This is a genomic window from Methylomonas sp. 2BW1-5-20 (genome assembly GCF_052474515.1).
On sequence record NZ_CP184127.1, the window covers coordinates 1575012 to 1594766 of the forward strand.

The window sequence follows — 19755 nt, forward strand, 5'->3', positions numbered from 1 at the left end:
ATTTTTGATCTTGAATATTTGAGTTAATCGCATTTGATTCAGCATATTCCCACCGCGTAATATTCATTCCTCACAAAACAGTATAAACGGTTTATACTGATAGCTCCGATACCCTGATGGAAAACAGTGATGAATAGCAAGAAGCCAAAGACAAAGCATGAAGTAATCCAATCGACCATAAACGAGCCGGTTACTGCTGAATCGAATTTAAACCCCGAACCTGAAACCCCGTTTGAAACGGCCGATGGCGAAGAAAAATCTTCGATAAAAAAAAGAAAGTCAGGAAAAACCAAAGTCATTAGAGACAGCTTTTCCTTTCCTGAATCCGATTATCGAAAAATTTCTGAACTCAAAAAAGCCTGCTTATCCGCCGGCATGCACGTCAAGAAAAGTGAAGTACTCCGGGCCGGCTTGTACTTACTGACGCAACTAGACGCGGAAGCACTAAAGCAAACCATGGAAAAAGTGGAAAAAGTGCAGACCGGCCGCCCCAGCTCGACGAAGGATTAATAATCCGTTTGCGCATTAAGCAGGCATTGCCCCCCAAGTTTGCTTTGGCTTCCTTAGCCGCGCGCTTTGCCTGTAATAGCTTATTACAAACTTGGTAGCCGGCTGGTCCGAGAGCATTTCAATTCGCTGTTCAAACCACCGTTTGCCGAGATGCTCCTGATATGTCATATTTCTGTCATATATCGGTCGTATGCTTGACATATTCCAAACAGCTGTATTTTGGATAATGCCATTCAGCGCCGCAATTTTACCGACTCATTAATTCGCCTACTCAAGTAATTCAATATTTAGTCTGCATTGTGCGTAGCCAAACATGGGGGCTATCAGCAATCACTTCACGATGAAAAATTATGCCTAATTTAAATATTCTTGTCGTAGACGACGAGGAATCCATCAGAGAGATGCTGATGATGGCGCTGGAAAACGCCGGGATGAATGTTACGACTGCTGCAACGGCGGAAGAAGCACAGCAATCGTTGACAAAAACCGAGGTGGATTTGCTGGTTCTGGATTGGATGCTGCCGGGTATCAGCGGTATCGAAATGACTCGACGTTTAAAAAACGATCCGCGGTACAGCATGCTGCCCGTTATTCTGCTGACCGCACGTGCGGAAAAAAATGACCGGATTCGCGCGTTTGAAGTTGGGGTCAATGATTACATTACAAAGCCCTTCTCGCCCCGAGATTTGATTCTCCGCATCAAATCGGCAATTAACATCAGTAGAAATCTAAATTGATCTAAATAAGTTGGGTTGTCATCGCGCTAAACCGGCTCGCGCCAACGCTAACTAATACAAGGGATTTTAATGTTCAGCGATTTACAGCCACTTCCCGCCTTATTCAATTGATCTCGTATCAAAAACAGCGGTGTAGAAACCAATTTATTAACGCCCTGTTTCCAGTCCGGATAGAAAAATCCGTTCGGGGTTGGCATGAGTTTAACAAGTTCGACGTCCGCTGCCGGCTCGACCGGTTCCGAACAGCAAGCATCCGGTCCGTTACCCAAACTTTCGAGTTATTTTCTCGGCCCGCCGAGTTCTAAGCCTGAACGTTGTCGCAAAAAGCTCGGACAACCGAGCTCAAAACTCGGCCGGTGCGGAAAATTGCCCGGATAGCCGAGCTCGAGAATCGAACCTCGAAGCAAATAACGAAGATCGCCGAGCTTGAAACTGAAACGTTTTAGCGAAAAGCTCGGCCGCCCGAGCGCTAAGCTAAAACCTTGTCGCAAAAAGCTCGGTTGGCCGAGCGTGAATCCGGAACACTGCAGCAAATAACTCGAACCGCCGAGTTCCGAACTAAAACCGCTGGAGCATGAAGCTCGATAGCATGGCGTATTTCTTGGCACATCGGGATTTGTTAGTAAATCGCTTGCCCGACGATGACCATGGCCGGTATACCAGCCGGATTGGCGAGCCATAAACACCGAAGCGGCCAAGTTAATGACTAATTGTCTCGTTTCTGCGAGAGCTAAACCCACAATGCCGTTTACTTACGCGGATACCGCTAATTATTTAAATCACCATTGGTGTCGAAGCGCTGTGGCAACATGCGCCGCAAGGTATTATCGCGTAACCGGTAGTGATGAAACAGTGCGGCGGCGCTATGCAAACCGATCAGAAAATAGCCCAAGTTGCCTATAGTTTCGTGAAATTCCGCTATGGATTCCGCCAGGGTTTTGCTCTCGCCGATCAGCGCCGGCAATTGCAGACCGAAAAAGACTATCGGTTTGGCTTTGGCGCTGAGCAACAGCCATCCCAATACGGGCATGACTATCATCAGTCCGTAAAGCGTTATATGCATAGTTCTGCCCAGCAGTTGTTGCCAGCGCGGCGGCTCAGGCTGGATGATCGGAAACCGCCCGTGATACATGAACAACAAGCGCGGCCAAATCAATACCAACACGCTTAAACCCAGCATGAAATGCCAGGTTTTCATGGCCTCGCGCGGATCGCTGCCTTTAGGGAATAATTCGCGCAGTTCGATGCTGGCGTAAACCGCGACAAACAATAATACGATCATCCAATGCAGCGCCATGGAAATTCGGCCGTAACGTTCGCTACTATTTAGCCATGTCATTTATTCACTCCTATCGGTGCTAAAAACCGAACCGAATTTATTAAAACAGGTAAAGGCGAGCCTAATCTACTTCAAGGCTTTAATCAACGCCTCGAACTGGGCGCGTAAGGATTGATCGTGCGGAGTGACGGGGGGAATGGCGCGATCGATACCCAATAATTCGTAAACGGCGATCTGCGCCGCCCGTACCGAATACTCCACGGTAAACACCACATCTTCCGGAATTTCGACAAATTGGCTGATGAAACCGAGGTTTTTCGAACCGCGCGGCACCGGCAACGGTCTATCTTTGCGGCTGCGCGGCATGAACATGCTGGTTATGTAAGGCATCCGGCACGGAATACAGTTAGCCGATGTCAACGTCTCCAAATCAAAACGCAAATGACCACAGAGTTCCTGCAAGATTTCCGCGCCGTTGCAGTCGGCCATCGGCTTTGCCACAAAATCGCCTATCCGGTCCGGAAACAGCGAATAGCCCCAAAACACTTGCACATCCTCCGGTTGCTTCGGAAAGTGCGGTTGATGGGCCAACACAATCGACAGTAACCAATTCGAATCCTTGAAAGTGACTAAGCCGCCGGTACCCGCTTGATTGCCGGTAAATTGCAGCATTTGTTCGAAAAACGCCGGATTGCGCAGGGTAACGGTAAACGATTCCCAGCAGGATTGGGCTATGCAGCTATTAAACACTTCAGGTTTACCGAACTGCGGCCGGCCTTGCGCCAGTTTCTCCCACAGCAGCCAGCCGCCGCTAAACACTTTATTCAACTTGGCCGGCGCAGTCGTCATGGAACCCAGGCTGGAAGCGTCTGTCATCGAACCGTTTTGCATAAACACCAACTCATTGTCGTTTACGTCCAGCACTTCGGTTTCGCCATTACGGTGGCAATGCAGACCGGTGACGATGAACTCGTCGTCGACGGTTTTATGTTCGACATCGGTAACCAGACAATCGGCAACAAAACGCACGCCCTGCCCTTGCAGCCAGGTTTGCAAGGGCAGTACCAAGGAATCGTACTGGTTATAAATGGTACGCTTGACCCCGGCCAGCGTCTCGATACGGGAAAATTCCAGCACGAAACGATGCAGATAGCGTCTGAATTCGATGGCGCTATGCCAAGGCTGAAAGGCAAAGGTGGTGGCCCACATATACCAGAATTCGGTTTCGAAAAAACCCGGCGACAGCCAGTCGGTGATACAACTGGCGGCCAAATCCGTTTCGTCGGCTTCGCTTAGTTTCAATAATTCGATGCGATCCCGCATGGAAAACCCCATGGACGATACCGGTACTTTGGCCCGCCGCCTATCCACCAGTCTGGCCATCGAATAGGCTTTATGTTCGGCATTAAATTCGACGGTTTCGTCGAATACGCTCTTACCGGGGATTTGCAGCGAAGGGATGGATTTGAAAAGATCCCAGGTACATTCGTAATTATCGGTGGTTAACATCCGGCCGCCGCGCATGGAATAGCCGTTTACTGGATCTCCGGCGCCATCCAGACTGCCGCCCATGGCGGGCGCCGATTCCAGGATGGCTATATTCTCGCCGGACAGACCGGCATCCCGGATCATAAAAGCGGCGGCGGCCAATGAGCCGATTCCGCCTCCCACCAGATAGGCCTTGGAATTTTTGCGCATATTGATTTGCCTGAGCGTGAGTTGGATTAGGTTACTCGATGTTCGGAGTCAATTCGGAATATCCAGGCGCATTCCCAGTAGTTATGCGTCACTAGTCAAAAACATCAGGCGCCCGAGGTAAAACTACTTGCCGTGTTGGCGCTGCCGAATTTATTTAAATTTGGCCACGGCGTCCGCCAACCCGATACGTAGATCGTCCCAAACATTGTCGGCCGTATCTTTTAGCGACTCCCAACCTTCCGAGCTGGTTGCTTCCAATTCTTGCAGTTTTTGATTGGCCAATTGTTTTTTAGCGCGTAAGGCGCTCAGGTCTTCGCCATAATTCAGTTTCGCCAGCGCCGCCGCTTTCTCGGTTTCCGCGGTTAATTGATCTATCTGAGCACTCCATTCTCGCAGCTGGGTCGACAGGTCTTCGATGTATTCGTTTTTGGATTTCATGGATTTCACTTATGTAGAGGTGGGAAAACGACAATGCCGAGTTCGACGAGAAAACGCTTCAGGCCCGCGAGCCGGTTTCGGCAATGTAACGACAATAGTCGGCGGCGTCGGTGCGTTGCCCAACATCAATGTCCGGACCAGGTAAACGCCAGCGACGCGCGGTGTTTACTGTCTACCTTTACCGCTTTGCGAAGTACTTGACCGTTGTGGTCGGCGCTTACCCGATAACGGCCGGGCTTGAGCTTGGCGAATAATATCGGCCCTTCCGATACGGTATCCAACACCGTCTCGCCTTTCGCGTTGCTGACACCAACGATCACATCGCTGACATATTCGCCGGTGCCTTGCATGGAGAACAACAAGCCGAGATTGTAATCGGTACGGACGGTTTTCAAGGCCGCCCGCTCCTCGCCGCCGACACCGCCGCTAATAAAGTTCACGTCGCCTTGGCTCCGCTCCTCTAACATGGATGAGTCGGCCAGCGCCGAGCAGCTGTAAAGAATCCACAGCGAAAAATGCATTAGTTGTATGCGTTTCATCGTTCTTGCTCCTTGGTATCTGGCATAGCGGGGCCCAAAAGCCCCGCCCGTTTTAGGATTCGGCGGTTAAGTCGCCTGTTTGCGCCATGCTAGCGCGATACAATATTGCCTTTTTCATCGGACAGGATGATTTCCACCCGCCGATTCAATTGCCGGCTGGCCGCGGTATTGTTATCGGCCACCGGATACTCCTCGCCGTAACCGCGAGTTCTGACCCGGTCGCTATTCACGCCGCCATCGACCAAGGCTGTGCGCACCGCGTAGGCTCGGCGATCGGATAATTCCTGGTTCAGTTCGTCGCTGCCCCGGCTGTCGGTATAACCTTCGACCAATACCTTGTAGTCCGGATATTGCATCAGAAATTCGCCCAACTTATCGACGTTGCGCAGGCCGCCGGCTTGCAATTGGGCCTTATTGGTACGGAACAACACGTCGCCCAATGTGATCACCAGACCGCGCGCGGTTTTTTTCGCATTCAATTCGTTGATCAAGATGTTCTGTTGAGCAATCAGGGCTTCGTCGCGTTCGCTGTTGATGCCGGCCCGCACCAGTTCTGTCGCTTGCCGATCCACGGTTTGCTGACTAAGCGCGGCTTTCTGATGCGCAGCGTCGGCTTCCGCCGTTCTGGCGTCGAGACGCACTTGATTGCGTTTGGCTTCCGCGTCATTCACCGCTGTTTCAGCGGTTTTGCGTTTGGCGGTTGCCTGTGCAATGCCGACTTGTTGCGTGGCGACATATGCCAGATGGGTAACCGCTTCATCCTCGTCGTCTTCGGCGTATATCCGGTCGGCTTTTTTCAAGGTATCGTCGGCCTGCTTCATTTCCAATTCCGCCAGCGTCCCCACTTCGGAATTGATACGAGCGTTATTGTAAGTATTGTGGGCATCGATTAACGATGCATTGGGCACTGCGCTGCAGCCCGATATTATCGCGGCGGCGATCAGCGTCAGCGGAAAAACGCGGTAGGTTTGCATAATGAACTCCATTGAGGATTATTGGGCTTTACGGTCGATTTCTTCGCGCAACACGCGATTGCTTTCCTGCAATTCGCGCGCGGCTTTCTGAGCCTTGGCGGAACGCGCCGTCGCGGCGGCCAGTTGGGCATCGACCTGAGCTTGTTCGGCTAATTGCCGGGCTTGCAGATAATCTTCCTGGGTCATCGCCCGCTCCGCAGCATCCATTTTCTGCATGGCGGCTTTCAAGGGTATCGGCGCGTATTCGTTGCCGCCGGCACTGCTGGCACTGTTCACCGCCGCCTTGGAAACCGCCATTTGTTCGGTAGGCGGCGGTAAACTGGCGCAACCGGCGACAAACACCGCCGTTGCCAAACCAATGCCGTATATCGTCCGAGACGTTCCGGGATATTTAATTGTTGTCATGATTGTTGTCCTGTGAGTTAAACATCGAATAGCATCGCTGCCCGGCTTTCCGATCCATGCTCTTGCGCCGGATGAATTCAGCGTCCCTGGAAATTTTCATGCTCCGTCCCGAAGCGGGTGATAGGATGAGAAGAGAACTGGTTGAGGAAAGCGTCGATATCGATTAAACGCCTTTGTGCGATACAACACAGTTCGTTAGCGTACATAAGCCCGACGTGGCGGGTAACAAACGTCGATACATCGATCAGGAGAACCAGCTATATGAAGCAAAAATGGGATGGAATCGAGCGGCGTAAATCCTTACGCACGAAGGCCGAAGCATTGGTAGCTAGCCTATCGCCCGCTGACATGCAGACCCAGCCGGCCGAAATGTTGCTGCACGAACTGCTGGTGCACAAAATCGAACTGGAAATGCAGAATGAAGAACTGCAAAGAACTCATGCCGTCATCGCGGAATCGCGAGACCGTTATCAGGATTTATACGAGTTTGCGCCGGCCGGCTATATCGTTGTCAACTCCGCGGACCAAATCGACGAAATCAATCTGACTGGCGCGGCTATGCTGGGCATTGTTCGCGAGCAGTTATATCAATCGCGGTTCTCCTCTTTTGTCGCCGGCACGGACCGCGATCAGTGGTATCGCCAGTTTCGGCAGATGATGGATGCAGCCGAACCTAAAAGCTTATCGTTCGAACTGGCTATGTTACGCAGCGACGGCTCGGTGTTTCATGCCCATCTCGCTTGCCGCCGCCGCGAATTTGCGGAACAACAAATTATGTTGCTGGTGTTTCTGAGCGAAATCGGCGAACACTGATTCAATGGGCCAGTGTGAGACTGTTGGTAAAAGTCGTTTATGGCATTACGATGACCAACTGGCACAGACTGATGAGCTTCATGCATCCTGGCCTTGATATAACAACACCCTCCACTGCTAATCAGCTTCGGTCGAATACAGACTTTCAATCAGTCGCCTCTCGTCCTGGGTAAGCAACAGCCTGGAATATTTTTGCGCGGAGCGGGCTTGTTCGGATGCCTGCGCCATACGTTGATCGGACAGGCGCCTGTCCTCCGCGCGCCGGTTTTGATCGCGCCTATCCGATATTGGCCAGGCCACATACGCATTTTTGACGTTTTCCAGCCATTCCGCCGAACCGAATTCATAAGGGACTTGCCGCCTATCGGCGACACGCCGAGTCTGCGCCGATCGGCGCGATTCCGTACGCAATTCCTGGGCGTTCATCTCCCCTCCTTTGCCGGCTTAACTGAAAACGCGTCGGTTCGACGCCGCAGGGGTCATAATCAGGCGGCATCATTGTAGCCATCAGTATGAAGGCCTCCCGCGCGCCGGTCTGTACGGCAGGCCACATTGCAGCAGTTGCGAATTGGTACGCTAGCGTACAGACTTTGCCAAAGATTCGGCGCACCGTGATCATGAAATCGCTCGGGGCATCGACATGAACTTAAGACATAGACATTTTGCTTTGTTAATTGCGGCGACGGTTAGTTTAGGGTTTGTTATCGGCTGCAGATCCGACCGCTCGACCGAGCAAAACGCGGAACAGCCGGCTGTTAAACCCGATGCAGCCAACACTGAGACTCACAAAGAAGTCGGCGAGGCATCCTGGTATGGGCCGGGATTCCACGGCCAGGAAACCGCCAGCGGCGAAACCTTCGATCAAAAAAAGCTGACTGCCGCCCACCCCAGTTTGCCGATGGGCACCAAAGCCACCGTCACCAATCTGGATAACGGCAAAAAAGTTGATGTGACCATCAATGACAGAGGCCCGGCGACCAAACAGGATAGAGCCATCGACCTTTCCAGCGGCGCGGCCAATAAACTCGATATGAAACAAGACGGCACGGCCCAAGTCAAAATCGAGACCAAGATCGCCAGGAAAAAACCCGTAAAACGCAGCAAAGCCAAGCTTGCGTCAAGCCGGTAACGGGTATTTGGGCCTAGCGCTTTTGCACAAAATACCAGAGCGGCGCCAGTAAACCGATGCCCGCTACCATGCCCAAAAGCCAAACCAGCATTCTGCCGAATACCGCCAACAGAAAATCCACGCCTGCCTTATCGGTGGGGAAATAGACCAATGGCATCCGGGTTTTCAGCTGTTTAGGCGCAAATGTTCTGACATCAAGCACGAACACCGCCCCGGTCAGCACCGCGTAGATCACGGAAAAACCTACCACTCGCGGATCGTCAATGCCAACGCCGACGAGACCGCCGGCTTTAAGGCAGGCAAGCAAGGTCAGCGGCGCCGATAGCGATAAGCCGGCAATGAATGCGCTAGTTCGTGTTGCGGTCGGAAATGGCATAAAAGAATTCGGCTGTCGGTTTAGACTGATACGGGAGTTTCAAGAGAGGCATTTTGCGCGTTACGGTAGCGGCCCAAGGCCCACAGCGGGAAAAATTTGTCGTAGCCGTGATATTTCAGATAAAAAAACTTGGGAAAGCCGGGCGCGTTGAAACAGTCGTCATGCCAGAAGCCATCGGCTTGTTGATTTTTTAGCAGGTAACCGACGCCGTCCGCGACTGCCTGACATCCCGTTTCCCCTGCCGCCAACAGGGCCAGCACGGCCAATGAGGTATGAAAGGCGGTGCTGGTTTCGAATTCGCCGCGAATCGTCGGATCGTGATAGCCGATATTGCCCTCGCCCCAGCCGCCATCGGAACGTTGTTTGGATTTCAACCAAATGACCGCCCGCCGCACACTGACATCGTCCGCGGCAACACCGGCCGCGGCAAACCCTAGTAATACCGACCAGGTGCCGTAAATGTAATTGGTACCCCAACGCCCGAACCAGGAACCATCGGTTTCCTGTTCCGTGCGCAAATAGGCCACGCAACGGTCGATTACATCGCTGTATTCCAATTGCCGGGCGCCCAATTTACCCAACAGCATGATGCAACGGCCGCTAACATCGGCGGTTGGCGGATCCAGCAACGCGCCATGATCGGCAAACGGAATCTGGTTTAAATAATAATGGTCGTTATCGACATCGAAAGCCCCGTAACCGCCGTTGCGCGATTGCATGCCGGCAATCCAGTCCGCCGCCCGCCGGATATGCCCGGTAAACGCCGGCGTGTCGGCTTGCGTCATCGCATAGGCCACCACGGCCGTATCGTCGACATCCGGATAATAACTATTGCCGAACTGAAAAGCCCAACCGCCGCCAGCCAAGCCCGGACGTTGAACTTGCCAATCCCCCGGTTCTTCACGTAATTGCTTATCCGCCAGCCAATTTAGGGCCGATCGTGTGGCTTGGCCGCTGTGGCTGTCATGATCGTGAATATCGGCTTCTTGCAGGGCCAATACGGCCAGTCCGGTATCCCAAATCGGGGACACGCAGGGCTGACAATAAGCCATGTCGTTTTTCACCACCAACAATTTATCGATGGCCGCTCGGGCGATTTGCCGTTGTTCGTCTGCCGCCGGAATGCCCAAATAATCCATCGCCTCGTAAGCGTTGACCATCGCGGTAAATATGGCGCCCAAACCGTCATAGCCGTTCAAACGGGCCATGAACCATGCCGTGGCTTTGGCGGTGGCCTTGCGCCGGATAAAGCCGGGTATCAGAGGCTCCATCAGCCGACCAAGCCGGTCCAATACCAGAATGGCCTTGCCTAACGGGGTTTTCACATGCGAGAAATAGTATTTTTCTTGACCCGGCGCGGTGACGAATAACTCGGCAATATCGATGTTATGCGGATTGCGCGCCTTAACCTGATAAGTACACAGTATCGATAGCGGCACCATCACCGTGCGCGACCAATACGAGACTTTATCCAGATGGAACGGAAACCAGCGCGGTAGCAGCATGATTTCCACCGGTATAAACGGTACCGCCCGCCATGGCACTTGCCGGAACATCGCCAGCATAATGCGGGTAAATACATTTGCCTTGGCCGCGCCGCCTTGAGCCAGTATCCAGGCGCAAGCTTTTAACATATGCGGCGCATCTATCGCGTCGCCGGCCATTTTTAACGCGTAATAGACTTTGACGGTACAGCTGAGATCGCCCGCGCCGCCTTTATACAGCGGGTAACTGCCGTCGGCAGCGGCTTGACCGCGCAGAAAATTGGCGATCTTGGCTTCCAGCGCCGTATCGATCTCGGCCATGTAGTGCATCATCAGAATGTATTCGGCGGGAATCGTACAGTCTGCTTCCAGTTCGAATACCCAATAGCCGGCTGGGTCCTGCAACTGCAGCAATTGCCGTTTGGCTAGCGTAATGGCCTGATCCAGATTCACCGACGTCTTGCCGAAAGCATAGTCGCCAACATCCGAACCGGGCGGTGAAGAGTTTTCTGTCAGCATGATTTTAGTTCTCTGATTTAACGGGAATGGCTAGCGGCGTCCGCCGCGGCTTATGGACGCAAAAAAAACCGCCGCAACAAAAAAACGTTGCTGCGGCGAGTGGCACGCATGGTCTTGGAGGCTGCCCGAAACCTAAACATCGTTGCCGGCGACTCGGTTAAACAAGCTGTCACCGACATCGGAAATTACAGATTAAAGACCTTGACGGTCTCGGTCTGTACGCTACCGTACATAAGCGGGCTTTCGCTGGGGCTGCATTAACATTTAACTCGCACAGCGCTCTGTTCGCTAACGCACGGAGCGGAAATTTATTTCTCGGTACAATTAAGGTTTACACTAGCCTCGATTGCCGGAGCCAATCTATATTTGTCCGATAACCTCAAGGTAGCAAATGACTGATCCCGATAGCCCGCAATACAACCATTTGCTGAAAGCGTTACCGGCGGCCGAATACGAACGCTTGTTACCGCATCTGGAAAAAGTGGAGATGCCGCTCGGCGAAGTAATCTACGAATCCGGCGCCGAACTGCGTTACGTCTATTTTCCCTGTACCTGCATCGTATCCTTGCTATATGTAATGGAGAACGGCGCGTCGGCGGAAATCGCCGTCGTCGGCAACGACGGTATCATCGGTGTAGCGTTATTTATGGGCGGCGGCAGCATGCCGAATCGCGCCGTGGTGCAAAGTGCCGGTCATGCTTACCGCTTGCGCGGGCAACTATTGATGAAGGAGTTCAACCGCTACGAAGGAATGTTGCACCTGTTGCTGCGTTATACCCAGGCCTTGATTACGCAAATGGCGCAGACCGCGGTATGCAACCGGCATCATTCGGTGGATCAGCAACTGTGCCGTTGGTTATTGTTAAGCCTGGACCGGCTGCCGTCGAACGAATTGACCATGACTCAGGAATTGATTGCCAATATGCTGGGCGTGCGCCGCGAAGGCGTCACCGAGGCCGCCGGTAAATTGCAGCACGCCGGCTTGATCCATTACAGCCGCGGCCGCATTACCGTGCTGGATCGACCGGGCCTGGAAGAACGGGTTTGCGAATGCTACCACGTGGTAAAAGCGGAATCCGATAGGCTTCTCCCCCCCCCGTTGAGTTAAGCGCCTTCTGATAAAGCAATGCCTCGACTCCGCTCGGCAAACCGTCCGCGGAGCTTAGGATATAACTAAATAGCAACGCATGATTAAAGAGCGTTTACAGAACTAAGCCCCTACTTTAAGCAATATATTAGACAATGTGTCACAAAAAAGCCGGTGTTAACCGGCTTTAAAACGCGCTTACCAAAAGCGATTTATTCTGAAGCTGACGACATTCCCTGCCGCTATGCCGGCTTCAAGTTTATTTTTTTTCCAGCTGCATTTCCACAATACCTTGTTCAACATCGGCTATGCCTTCTTGCAAGTTGCCGGCTTTAGCTGCCTTTATGGCGGCTTTTAGCTTGGCGTTAGCCCGTTGCAGACGAATGGAGCTGCCTTTCTCGTTTTGTTCTTTCAGTGCCTCCCAAGCGACGGTCGCGCTATCGATAAACGCTTGGGTATCGCCTTTCTTGCCGATTTCCAATGCATTGTTGGATAAGGCAATCAGGTTAGTGAAGCTTTCGTTCAACGGGCTGCCAGCGGCTTGTACCGCGAAAGAGCCGAGAGACAAAAGCAATGCCATCAAGAAGGGTCTAATTGTCATAAATTTACCTAGTGTGTATGTTTTATATAGGTGCAAGATGGCACGCTTCGATCGCTGTAAATTAGCGACTGACGAATTGGCATAATGCTCTGAATCCGCGACGTTAAGACTGCAACTGGCCGTCCACATCCCGGTTGCTGGGTGATGTCACCTAAGCTGGGTTTAGATTACGGCAGCGTCTCGCGAAAGTCTGTGCGCTAGAGTACATAGCCTCCGGATTCGAACAATTATTCCGATAACGCCGACCGTCAGACCGATAGTACGTGCGCTAACATACAGACAACAGACGCCTTAGTCGGTAATCTCGGGCTCAGACCAGTTGGAGTAATGTCTCTGGCATGTGCCGGCACCGCGTTCAGACCTATTCGCATCCCAACGCCTGTCGGGCCAAACCCAATCCATCGCCGGAGAACGCCCGTGTCGCCTATACCTGCAGTACCCGCGGCCAATCGTCTCCTGGCCGCGCTGCCTTATCTCGATCGTCAGCATTTACTCGCGCATTGCGAACCGGTGGATCTGGCTTTTGCCGAAGTCCTCTACTTGGCGGGCGCCAGGATTCCGCACGTGTATTTTCCGACCGGCAGCATCATTTCCCTGGTAACACCGGTGGATGGCGATTCGGGCTTGGAGGTGGGCTTGATCGGTAATGAAGGCATACTGGGTATCACCCTGATATTGGGTGTGGACATCGCCCCGTTTCAAGCGCTGGTGCAAGGCGCGGGGCCGGCACTGCGGATTCGACTGCCGTTGTTTTTGCAGGAGCTGGAACGCAGCAAACCATTACAGCTGGAATTAAAACGTTATCTATACGTATCGATGAGCCAGCTCGCGCAAACGGCGGCTTGTAACCGCTTTCATCTGGTGGAGTCGCGGCTGGCGCGTTGGTTGCTGATGACTCACGATCGCGCCCATGCCGATACCTTTCACGTCACGCACATTTTTTTGGCTTATATACTCGGCGTGCGGCGGGTCGGTATCACCAAAGCCGCGCTTTCCCTGCAGGAAAAAAAACTGATCAGTTACCGGCGCGGCGACATTACGATTCTGGATCGCGCGGGCTTGGAAGCGGCGGCTTGCGCTTGTTATCAAACCGAGAAAGCGACCTACGATCGAATCCTGGGCTGCGAATAAAACCAGACTAGTCCGACGCCGGTTTTACCGGTGTCGGACTAGCGGGTGCGGAACGGTTTAACTCAAATCTTGCAGGGATTTCTCGGCGGTTAGGTTGGTCCAGCCGATGACAATTCGATAGATTAGCAGCAATAACGTGGGAATCAGAATAATCAAACTCAGCTGGATATCCACCATCAACACCAAACCGGACAAAGCAAATCCGGCCAAAGTGACCCAGACAGTTTTGATCTGCCAATTGAAATGCGATTCCAGCCAAGTCCCTTTCACATTGCTACGATAGAAAAAATTAATGGCTACACCGATTAATAAGGGCAAGCCGGCGAAGGCAAAAGTCAATACCTGGCATAGGTAAACCGTTGCAGTCAGCTTTTTCAGCGCGGCGAAATCTTCGGTGGTTTTTTCGGTAGTTATGGTCGTGTTCATGAATACTTACCTCATCTGAAAAAATAGAGTGGTCTCGGCACCGGCTCGCACCGCTTGCCAAACCGCTTGCCAAACCGCTTGCCAAACCGCTTGCCAAACCGCTTGCGCCAGCCTAGGCCTAAAATCCATCGATGTCTGTACGCCATCGTACATATTCGCCACGGTGTTGAAAATTATGACGGATACTAAGCTTCACAGCCCATGTAGGTTCGCTAACGCACAGACCCGAATTGCCCGTTGCGCTTACATTTAGGCAATCTAAGCAGCCGATAGGTTCAGCGTTTCTTAAACGATAAACCGGCTGCACGCTCCCAATGGCGCCGACCACTTCTACCGATCACCTGCCCTAGTGTTAAGCCTATGAAAAAGTCTATCCGAACAAAACCCGTTACCGGCGATACGGCTTGGTGGCTTTTATCCGCTTCGCAACTACGCACTGCCCGTGCTAACGATACCGTCGGTTTATCCAGCGCCGAAGCCGGTGCCAAACTGGCGGAATTCGGCCCGAATTTATTCCGTGATCGTCAGCAGCAAGCCTTGTTGCTGCAATTTCTGGCGCGTTTCAAAAACCCGTTGGTGCTACTGCTATTGGTAGCCAGCGCGATTTCCGCGTTCACCGGCGAGATCACCAACTTCGTGATCATTAGTATTATGGTGCTGTTCAGCGTGACCCTGGATTTTGTCCAGGAACATCGCGCCGGCAAGGCCGCGGAAAGTCTGCGGCATTCGGTTTCGGTCAAAGCCCGTGTGATGCGCGACGGCAAGCCCGCCGATGTGCCGGTGACCGAGGTGGTACCCGGCGACGTCGCCCTGCTCTCGGCCGGCGATATGGTGCCGGCGGACGGCTTGTTAATGGAAGCCTGCGATCTTTTCGTGAAACAAGCCTTGTTGACCGGCGAAGCCTACCCCATCGAAAAGCATCCGGGCGAATTGCCGGCCGATGCCACCGATTTGCAGGATGCCAGCAATGCGGTTTTTATGGGCACCACTGTAATCAGCGGTAGCGCCAAAATGCGCGTCATCAAAACCGGCACCGGCACCGCGATCGGCGCTATTGCCGATAGCCTGACCAGTAAGCCGCCGGCGACTGCGTTTGAAGTCGGCACCCATCGCTTTGGTTTGCTGATCATGCGTCTGACCGTGCTGCTGGTGTTGTTCGTGTTATTGGTGAATGCCTATTTGGGCAAACCCTGGCTGGAGTCGTTTTTATTTGCCGTGGCGCTGGCGGTGGGCTTGACGCCGGAGCTATTGCCGATGGTGGTTTCGGTCACGCTATCGCGCGGGGCGATGCACATGGCCGAAAAACGGGTGATCGTCAAACGTCTGGCGGCGATTCAGAATTTAGGCTCGATGGACGTGCTGTGCACCGATAAGACCGGCACCCTGACCGAGGCCAAGATCAAATTGGAACAACATGTCGATCCGCAAGGCCTACCCAGTGCCAGAGTGCTGGAGTTGGCTTATCTGAACAGCTTTTTCGAAACCGGACTGAAAAGCCCACTGGACGAGGCAATTTTGGCTCATGAAAGCATCGACGTCAGCGCCTGGCAAAAGATCGACGAAGTGCCGTTCGATTTCGAGCGGCGGCGGGTATCAGTGCTGCTGGATAAAGGCAGCGGCCGCTTGCTGGTGGTAAAAGGCGCTTCCGAAGAAATCATCACCCTGTGTACCCGTTACGAGCAACAAGGCAGCGACGAGCAAGTGCCGCTCGATCCAGCCAGTCGAGCTCGCATCCACGAGCAGCATAATGCGCTGGAACGGGAAGGCTTTCGGGTGTTGGGCATCGCTTGGCGCGAAGTGCCGCAAGATCATCCGCATGCAGTGGTCGGCGATGAAAGCGAGTTGATCTTTGCCGGTTTTGCCGGCTTCCTCGACCCGCCCAAGCAAAGTGCCGGCGCGGCTTTGGCCGCTCTAAAAGATAGCGGCGTGACTGTTAAGATTGTCACCGGCGACAGCGATTTGGTGACCCAACACGTCTGTATACAATTGAACATACCAATCACCGGCGTGTTGACTGGCAAGGACATAGAGGCGATGGACGACCATGCCCTGCGCATCCGCGTCGAAAAAGCCAATCTGTTCTGCCGGGTTAATCCGGCGCAGAAAAACCGGGTGATTCTGGCTCTGAAAGCACGCGGCCATGTGGTCGGTTATCTGGGCGACGGCATTAACGACGCACCCTCTTTGCATTCGGCGGATGTCGGGCTGTCGGTGGATTCGGCGGTGGATGTGGCCAAGGAAGCGGCCGATATGATTTTGCTGGATCAAGACTTACAAGTTCTGCACGACGGTGTACTGGAAGGCCGCCGCACTTTCGGCAATATTCTGAAGTACATCATGATGGGCACCAGTTCCAACTTCGGCAATATGTTCAGCATGGCCGGCGCTGCGCTATTTCTGCCCTTCTTACCGATGCTGCCGACGCAGATTCTGCTGAACAACATTCTGTACGACGTTTCCGAAATACCTATCCCATTGGATCAGGTCGATCCGGAAGAACTCCGTACCCCGCGCATTTTGGATATGAACTTTATCCGCAATTTCATGCTGGTGATCGGCCCAATTAGTTCCGCATTCGATTTTTTGACCTTTTACATTCTGTTAACGGTCTTGAAAGCCGACGAAGCGCTATTCCAAACCGGCTGGTTCGTCGAATCGCTGTGTACCCAAGTCTTGGTGATCTTCATCATCCGCACGCGTGGCAACCCGTTCAAAAGCCGGGCACATCCGGTGCTGGTCGCCACCTCGCTGTCGATTGCGTTGATCGGCGCCATCCTGCCGTTTACCCCGCTAGGCCTTTATTTCGGCTTCGTACCGCCGCCCGCCCGGTTTTATTTAATCCTGGCGGCGATGGCGGTGTCGTATCTGTTCGTAGTAGAACTGGCCAAAAAAGGTTTTTACAGCTGGCATAAAAAACACGGAAAGCCGCAACGCATTGGTCATCGCTCGGTTTAAAGCAAATTGCATACGAAAAAGCGGCTGAATAACCTGTCTAGACCTTAACGATCTGAACCAATGCGACAGCGCTTAGACCTGCGCAGTCGGTATGTTCGACAGCGTACCGACTGCGCAGGCCCGGTCGGATAGAGTGGAAACAGTTTGCGGAGCCTTGCAAGGCGCGCCGTCAAACAAGCAACACACTGCTCATTATCCAAAATGGAGAATCGTATGAAAAAAGTTATTTCCGCAGTAGCCGTGTCTGTGCTGAGCGCGGCATTTATAAGTCCGGTCTACGCCGACGACTTAAAAGAGAAACAAAAAGACGTTCTCGAAAAACAAGAACAGGTCAAAGAAAAGCAAGTCGAACTTAATCAAGCCAACAAGGAAGTCGCGGTAGAACGCGCACAGGAAGCCAACAAGTCGATGCAACAGGTGAGCAGGGCCAGCAAGATTACCGGCGCCAAAGTAAAAAACACCACGGGAGACAGTCTTGGCGACATCAAGGATTTGGTAATCGATCCCGAGAATGGTCAAGTCGTCTATGCGGTGGTGTCCTTCGGCGGCCTGATGGGTATGGGCGACAAGCTGTTTGCCATCCCCTGGAGAGCGTTGCATTGGACCAGTCCCAAGGATTATTACGTCCTCGATCTGGATAAAGACACCTTAAAAAAGGCTCCCGGTTTCGACAAAAAGCATTGGCCGGAGAATTCTGAAAAATGGGAAGAACAACGCGAGGCACTCGGCCAGTTTTATCGCGTAAAGCCTTAACTTTTAAAAGTCCAATACCCACGCCTGAAATGCGTGGGTATTTTTTACCCGTTTAATGGCCGACAAAGCCATCGCACGCGATTTGCTCGCTTTTAACCCAAGGGTTTTTAACAAACCAACGCCATGTATGCAGTCGAACAGCACAATGTTGGCACGGACTGCACATTCATACTTCAAGCCTGAACGCTGCAAGGCTCACTTCGATAGGAAACGATAATGGACACACTAGACAAAGCATCAAATTATGCACACGAGACTTACGATAAGGTCGCCAAAGCCGCTAGTAACACCGCGGAATCACTGGGCGAGAAAGGCGAGGACTTGTTGGCGGCAGAAAGACAAATGATGAAGACTAGCCGCCACTATGTCAGTAAACACCCAATGACATCGGTAGGCATTGCCGCAGCGGTCGGTTTTCTGCTGAGCCGCATATTGACCGGCCGTTAAGCGGATAATCAATTTCACCCTGATAATCGGTTAGCAATACAGCAATTGGAATCGCTGGTTTGAGCCTTCCTTGAACAAAGCAACTGCATCCCCCAAAAAACAGTCATTCTGGGCCAAACTTGGTCCAGGCCTGGTTACCGGTGCCGCCGACGATGACCCTAGCGGCATTGCCACGTATTCCCAAGTCGGCGCCAAGTTTGGCTACGCAATTCTATGGACCGCGTTCTTCACCTTCCCGTTGATGGTGGGTATCCAAACCATCAGCGCCCGCATCGGCCGGGTGACCGGGCAAGGCTTGGCGGCAAACATCCGCCGACACTATCCGCCCTGGCTGCTGTACGGCATTGTCTTGCTGCTGCTGATCGCCAATACCGTCAACATAGCCGCCGATATTGGCGCTATGGGCGCAGCCCTCAAGCTACTCATCGGTGGGCCGGCCCATTGGTACGCCATCGGTTTTGGTATGCTCTCGTTAGGGCTACAGATTTTCGTGCCGTTTCCGCGGTATGCCCCCATACTGAAAGCGCTAACGTTTGCGCTACTGGCATATGTGGCCACTATATTTGTGGTCAAGGTGCCGTGGAGCGAAGTCCTCTATCAGACCGTCATGCCGTCGTTATCGATCAAAGCAGATTACTTGCTCGCCGTGGTCGCGGTATTCGGGACCACTATCAGCCCTTATCTTTTTTTCTGGCAAGCATCGCAAGAGGTTGAAGACCAACGCGCCGCGCCCGGCGAGGAACCGCTAGTGGATGCGCCGGAACAGGCAACAGCCGAATTGCAACGCATCAATATCGATACCTACGTCGGCATGGGGTTTTCCAATCTGGTTGCCTTTTTTATCATGTTGACGGCGGTCGTCACCTTGCACCTGCACGGCATAAGCGATATTCAGACTTCCGCCCAGGCGGCAGAGGCCTTACGTCCGCTGGCTGGCGATTTCGCCTTCGTACTCTTTACCGCAGGCATTGTCGGAACCGGACTTCTTGCCGTGCCGATTTTGGCGGGTTCGGCGGCTTACGGTATTGCCGAGGCCTTTAACTGGCATATCGGATTGGGGCTGGAGCTGTTACAGGCACGCGGTTTTTATACGATTGTCATCGTCGCCACTGTGCTCGGTGTGGCACTAAATTTTACCCCGGTCGACCCGATCAAAGCCTTGTTTTGGAGTGCGGTGATCAACGGTGTCATATCGGTGCCTATTATGATCGTCATGTTGCTGATAGCCGTGCGCGAGGATGTAATGGGCGAGTTTGTGATTAGCCGCTGGCTACGGATTTTCGGCTGGCTGGCAACCGCGAGCATGACTATTGTGGTATTGGCGATGTTTGCCACTTGGCTGCAATAAATTCGGCTGTGCTGACAAACGATAATGACCGCGTTCGGAATGAAACGCGGTCATTTTTAGTCAAAAATGGGTCAGCAATGCAATCAAAATGATGATTGGAATGGGT

Annotated in this window: 22 protein-coding genes; 10 read left to right on the forward strand and 12 right to left on the reverse strand. The window is 52.8% G+C overall.

Features of this window, described 5'->3' with window-relative positions; translation table 11 throughout:
- The first annotated feature begins 129 nt into the window (after nucleotides 1-129).
- Together ACH50O_RS07215 and ACH50O_RS07220 are read left to right on the forward strand one after the other, a co-directional pair.
- Nucleotides 130-510 carry a hypothetical protein gene (locus ACH50O_RS07215; RefSeq protein ID WP_446811343.1) on the forward strand — a complete coding sequence of 127 codons (381 nt, stop codon included), beginning with the start codon at nucleotides 130-132 and terminating at the stop codon, nucleotides 508-510.
- Between the two features lie 350 nt (nucleotides 511-860).
- Nucleotides 861-1247, forward strand: a complete 387-nt coding sequence (locus ACH50O_RS07220) for a response regulator (RefSeq protein WP_446811344.1) — start codon at nucleotides 861-863, stop codon at nucleotides 1245-1247.
- 278 nt (nucleotides 1248-1525) lie between these two features.
- Here ACH50O_RS07220 and ACH50O_RS07225 read toward each other — a convergent pair whose 3' ends face one another.
- From ACH50O_RS07225 to ACH50O_RS07255, 7 genes are all read right to left on the reverse strand, one after another.
- Nucleotides 1526-1927: a hypothetical protein gene (locus ACH50O_RS07225; protein WP_446811345.1), complete on the reverse strand. Its 402-nt coding sequence runs from the start codon at nucleotides 1925-1927 to the stop codon at nucleotides 1526-1528.
- Nucleotides 1928-2013: 86 nt separating this feature from the next.
- The gene (locus ACH50O_RS07230; RefSeq protein ID WP_446811346.1) at nucleotides 2014-2586 is read right to left on the reverse strand and encodes a cytochrome b; all 573 of its coding nucleotides are present in this window, start codon (nucleotides 2584-2586) and stop codon (nucleotides 2014-2016) included.
- A gap of 66 nt (nucleotides 2587-2652) precedes the next feature.
- On the reverse strand, nucleotides 2653-4224 hold the full coding sequence (locus ACH50O_RS07235) for an oleate hydratase (protein WP_446811347.1): 1572 nt from the start codon (nucleotides 4222-4224) through the stop codon (nucleotides 2653-2655).
- A 150-nt stretch (nucleotides 4225-4374) separates the two neighbouring features.
- A complete protein-coding gene (locus ACH50O_RS07240; protein ID WP_446811348.1) occupies nucleotides 4375-4662 on the reverse strand; it encodes a coiled coil domain-containing protein in 288 nt (95 codons plus the stop codon).
- 125 nt (nucleotides 4663-4787) lie between these two features.
- A complete protein-coding gene (locus ACH50O_RS07245) occupies nucleotides 4788-5201 on the reverse strand; it encodes a carboxypeptidase regulatory-like domain-containing protein (RefSeq protein WP_446811349.1) in 414 nt (137 codons plus the stop codon).
- A gap of 89 nt (nucleotides 5202-5290) precedes the next feature.
- Complete coding sequence (locus ACH50O_RS07250; protein ID WP_446811350.1) at nucleotides 5291-6175, reverse strand: OmpA family protein; 885 nt, start codon at nucleotides 6173-6175, stop codon at nucleotides 5291-5293.
- A gap of 18 nt (nucleotides 6176-6193) precedes the next feature.
- Nucleotides 6194-6580: a DUF4398 domain-containing protein gene (locus ACH50O_RS07255; RefSeq protein WP_446811351.1), complete on the reverse strand. Its 387-nt coding sequence runs from the start codon at nucleotides 6578-6580 to the stop codon at nucleotides 6194-6196.
- 261 nt (nucleotides 6581-6841) lie between these two features.
- On the opposite strand from ACH50O_RS07255, the gene ACH50O_RS07260 reads away from it, so the two are divergent.
- Entirely contained in the window at nucleotides 6842-7393 is a 552-nt protein-coding gene (locus ACH50O_RS07260) for a PAS domain S-box protein (RefSeq protein WP_446811352.1), read from the forward strand.
- 117 nt (nucleotides 7394-7510) lie between these two features.
- Here ACH50O_RS07260 and ACH50O_RS07265 read toward each other — a convergent pair whose 3' ends face one another.
- On the reverse strand, nucleotides 7511-7819 hold the full coding sequence (locus ACH50O_RS07265; protein ID WP_446811353.1) for a hypothetical protein: 309 nt from the start codon (nucleotides 7817-7819) through the stop codon (nucleotides 7511-7513).
- Nucleotides 7820-8033: 214 nt separating this feature from the next.
- Between ACH50O_RS07265 and ACH50O_RS07270 the strand changes: the two genes are divergently transcribed.
- The gene (locus tag ACH50O_RS07270) at nucleotides 8034-8522 is read left to right on the forward strand and encodes a septal ring lytic transglycosylase RlpA family protein (protein WP_446811354.1); all 489 of its coding nucleotides are present in this window, start codon (nucleotides 8034-8036) and stop codon (nucleotides 8520-8522) included.
- A 13-nt stretch (nucleotides 8523-8535) separates the two neighbouring features.
- On the opposite strand, the gene ACH50O_RS07275 is transcribed toward ACH50O_RS07270, so the two are convergent.
- Both ACH50O_RS07275 and shc read right to left on the reverse strand, forming a co-directional pair.
- The gene (locus ACH50O_RS07275) at nucleotides 8536-8898 is read right to left on the reverse strand and encodes a hypothetical protein (protein ID WP_446811355.1); all 363 of its coding nucleotides are present in this window, start codon (nucleotides 8896-8898) and stop codon (nucleotides 8536-8538) included.
- Between the two features lie 20 nt (nucleotides 8899-8918).
- Entirely contained in the window at nucleotides 8919-10901 is a 1983-nt protein-coding gene (gene shc / locus ACH50O_RS07280; RefSeq protein ID WP_446811356.1) for a squalene--hopene cyclase, read from the reverse strand.
- 391 nt (nucleotides 10902-11292) lie between these two features.
- Between shc and ACH50O_RS07285 the strand changes: the two genes are divergently transcribed.
- On the forward strand, nucleotides 11293-12009 hold the full coding sequence (locus tag ACH50O_RS07285) for a Crp/Fnr family transcriptional regulator (RefSeq protein WP_446811357.1): 717 nt from the start codon (nucleotides 11293-11295) through the stop codon (nucleotides 12007-12009).
- Between the two features lie 238 nt (nucleotides 12010-12247).
- On the opposite strand, the gene ACH50O_RS07290 is transcribed toward ACH50O_RS07285, so the two are convergent.
- On the reverse strand, nucleotides 12248-12589 hold the full coding sequence (locus ACH50O_RS07290) for a hypothetical protein (RefSeq protein WP_446811358.1): 342 nt from the start codon (nucleotides 12587-12589) through the stop codon (nucleotides 12248-12250).
- A gap of 417 nt (nucleotides 12590-13006) precedes the next feature.
- Between ACH50O_RS07290 and ACH50O_RS07295 the strand changes: the two genes are divergently transcribed.
- Nucleotides 13007-13720, forward strand: coding sequence for a Crp/Fnr family transcriptional regulator (locus ACH50O_RS07295; protein WP_446811359.1), 714 nt, complete (start codon nucleotides 13007-13009; stop codon nucleotides 13718-13720).
- A 57-nt stretch (nucleotides 13721-13777) separates the two neighbouring features.
- Here the strand turns inward: ACH50O_RS07295 and ACH50O_RS07300 are convergent, their stop codons facing one another.
- Entirely contained in the window at nucleotides 13778-14146 is a 369-nt protein-coding gene (locus ACH50O_RS07300; RefSeq protein ID WP_446811360.1) for a DUF4870 family protein, read from the reverse strand.
- A 360-nt stretch (nucleotides 14147-14506) separates the two neighbouring features.
- Between ACH50O_RS07300 and mgtA the strand changes: the two genes are divergently transcribed.
- The 4 genes from mgtA to ACH50O_RS07320 all read left to right on the forward strand — a co-directional run bounded on the left by mgtA (nucleotide 14507) and on the right by ACH50O_RS07320 (nucleotide 19649).
- Entirely contained in the window at nucleotides 14507-17101 is a 2595-nt protein-coding gene (gene mgtA / locus ACH50O_RS07305) for a magnesium-translocating P-type ATPase (protein ID WP_446811361.1), read from the forward strand.
- Between the two features lie 213 nt (nucleotides 17102-17314).
- Nucleotides 17315-17854, forward strand: a complete 540-nt coding sequence (locus ACH50O_RS07310; protein WP_446811362.1) for a PRC-barrel domain-containing protein — start codon at nucleotides 17315-17317, stop codon at nucleotides 17852-17854.
- A 216-nt stretch (nucleotides 17855-18070) separates the two neighbouring features.
- Entirely contained in the window at nucleotides 18071-18301 is a 231-nt protein-coding gene (locus tag ACH50O_RS07315; RefSeq protein ID WP_446811363.1) for a DUF883 family protein, read from the forward strand.
- 70 nt (nucleotides 18302-18371) lie between these two features.
- Nucleotides 18372-19649 (forward strand): Nramp family divalent metal transporter, encoded by a 1278-nt coding sequence (locus ACH50O_RS07320; RefSeq protein WP_446811364.1) that lies wholly within the window; start codon nucleotides 18372-18374, stop codon nucleotides 19647-19649.
- Nucleotides 19650-19755: the final 106 nt, after the last annotated feature.

Bases quoted from the DNA above. Each gene is read 5' to 3' on its own strand.
- ACH50O_RS07275 (WP_446811355.1), bottom strand. From the start codon at position 8,898: ATGCCATTTCCGACCGCAACACGAACTAGCGCATTCATTGCCGGCTTA.
- ACH50O_RS07250 (WP_446811350.1), bottom strand. From the start codon at position 6,175: ATGCAAACCTACCGCGTTTTTCCGCTGACGCTGATCGCCGCCGCGATA.
- ACH50O_RS07230 (WP_446811346.1), bottom strand. From the start codon at position 2,586: ATGACATGGCTAAATAGTAGCGAACGTTACGGCCGAATTTCCATGGCG.
- ACH50O_RS07310 (WP_446811362.1), top strand. From the start codon at position 17,315: ATGAAAAAAGTTATTTCCGCAGTAGCCGTGTCTGTGCTGAGCGCGGCA.
- mgtA (WP_446811361.1), top strand. From the start codon at position 14,507: ATGAAAAAGTCTATCCGAACAAAACCCGTTACCGGCGATACGGCTTGG.
- ACH50O_RS07285 (WP_446811357.1), top strand. From the start codon at position 11,293: ATGACTGATCCCGATAGCCCGCAATACAACCATTTGCTGAAAGCGTTA.
- ACH50O_RS07265 (WP_446811353.1), bottom strand. From the start codon at position 7,819: ATGAACGCCCAGGAATTGCGTACGGAATCGCGCCGATCGGCGCAGACT.
- ACH50O_RS07235 (WP_446811347.1), bottom strand. From the start codon at position 4,224: ATGCGCAAAAATTCCAAGGCCTATCTGGTGGGAGGCGGAATCGGCTCA.
- ACH50O_RS07270 (WP_446811354.1), top strand. From the start codon at position 8,034: ATGAACTTAAGACATAGACATTTTGCTTTGTTAATTGCGGCGACGGTT.
- ACH50O_RS07260 (WP_446811352.1), top strand. From the start codon at position 6,842: ATGAAGCAAAAATGGGATGGAATCGAGCGGCGTAAATCCTTACGCACG.
- ACH50O_RS07290 (WP_446811358.1), bottom strand. From the start codon at position 12,589: ATGACAATTAGACCCTTCTTGATGGCATTGCTTTTGTCTCTCGGCTCT.
- ACH50O_RS07225 (WP_446811345.1), bottom strand. From the start codon at position 1,927: ATGGCTCGCCAATCCGGCTGGTATACCGGCCATGGTCATCGTCGGGCA.
- ACH50O_RS07245 (WP_446811349.1), bottom strand. From the start codon at position 5,201: ATGAAACGCATACAACTAATGCATTTTTCGCTGTGGATTCTTTACAGC.
- shc (WP_446811356.1), bottom strand. From the start codon at position 10,901: ATGCTGACAGAAAACTCTTCACCGCCCGGTTCGGATGTTGGCGACTAT.
- ACH50O_RS07240 (WP_446811348.1), bottom strand. From the start codon at position 4,662: ATGAAATCCAAAAACGAATACATCGAAGACCTGTCGACCCAGCTGCGA.
- ACH50O_RS07215 (WP_446811343.1), top strand. From the start codon at position 130: ATGAATAGCAAGAAGCCAAAGACAAAGCATGAAGTAATCCAATCGACC.
- ACH50O_RS07315 (WP_446811363.1), top strand. From the start codon at position 18,071: ATGGACACACTAGACAAAGCATCAAATTATGCACACGAGACTTACGAT.
- ACH50O_RS07255 (WP_446811351.1), bottom strand. From the start codon at position 6,580: ATGACAACAATTAAATATCCCGGAACGTCTCGGACGATATACGGCATT.
- ACH50O_RS07300 (WP_446811360.1), bottom strand. From the start codon at position 14,146: ATGAACACGACCATAACTACCGAAAAAACCACCGAAGATTTCGCCGCG.
- ACH50O_RS07220 (WP_446811344.1), top strand. From the start codon at position 861: ATGCCTAATTTAAATATTCTTGTCGTAGACGACGAGGAATCCATCAGA.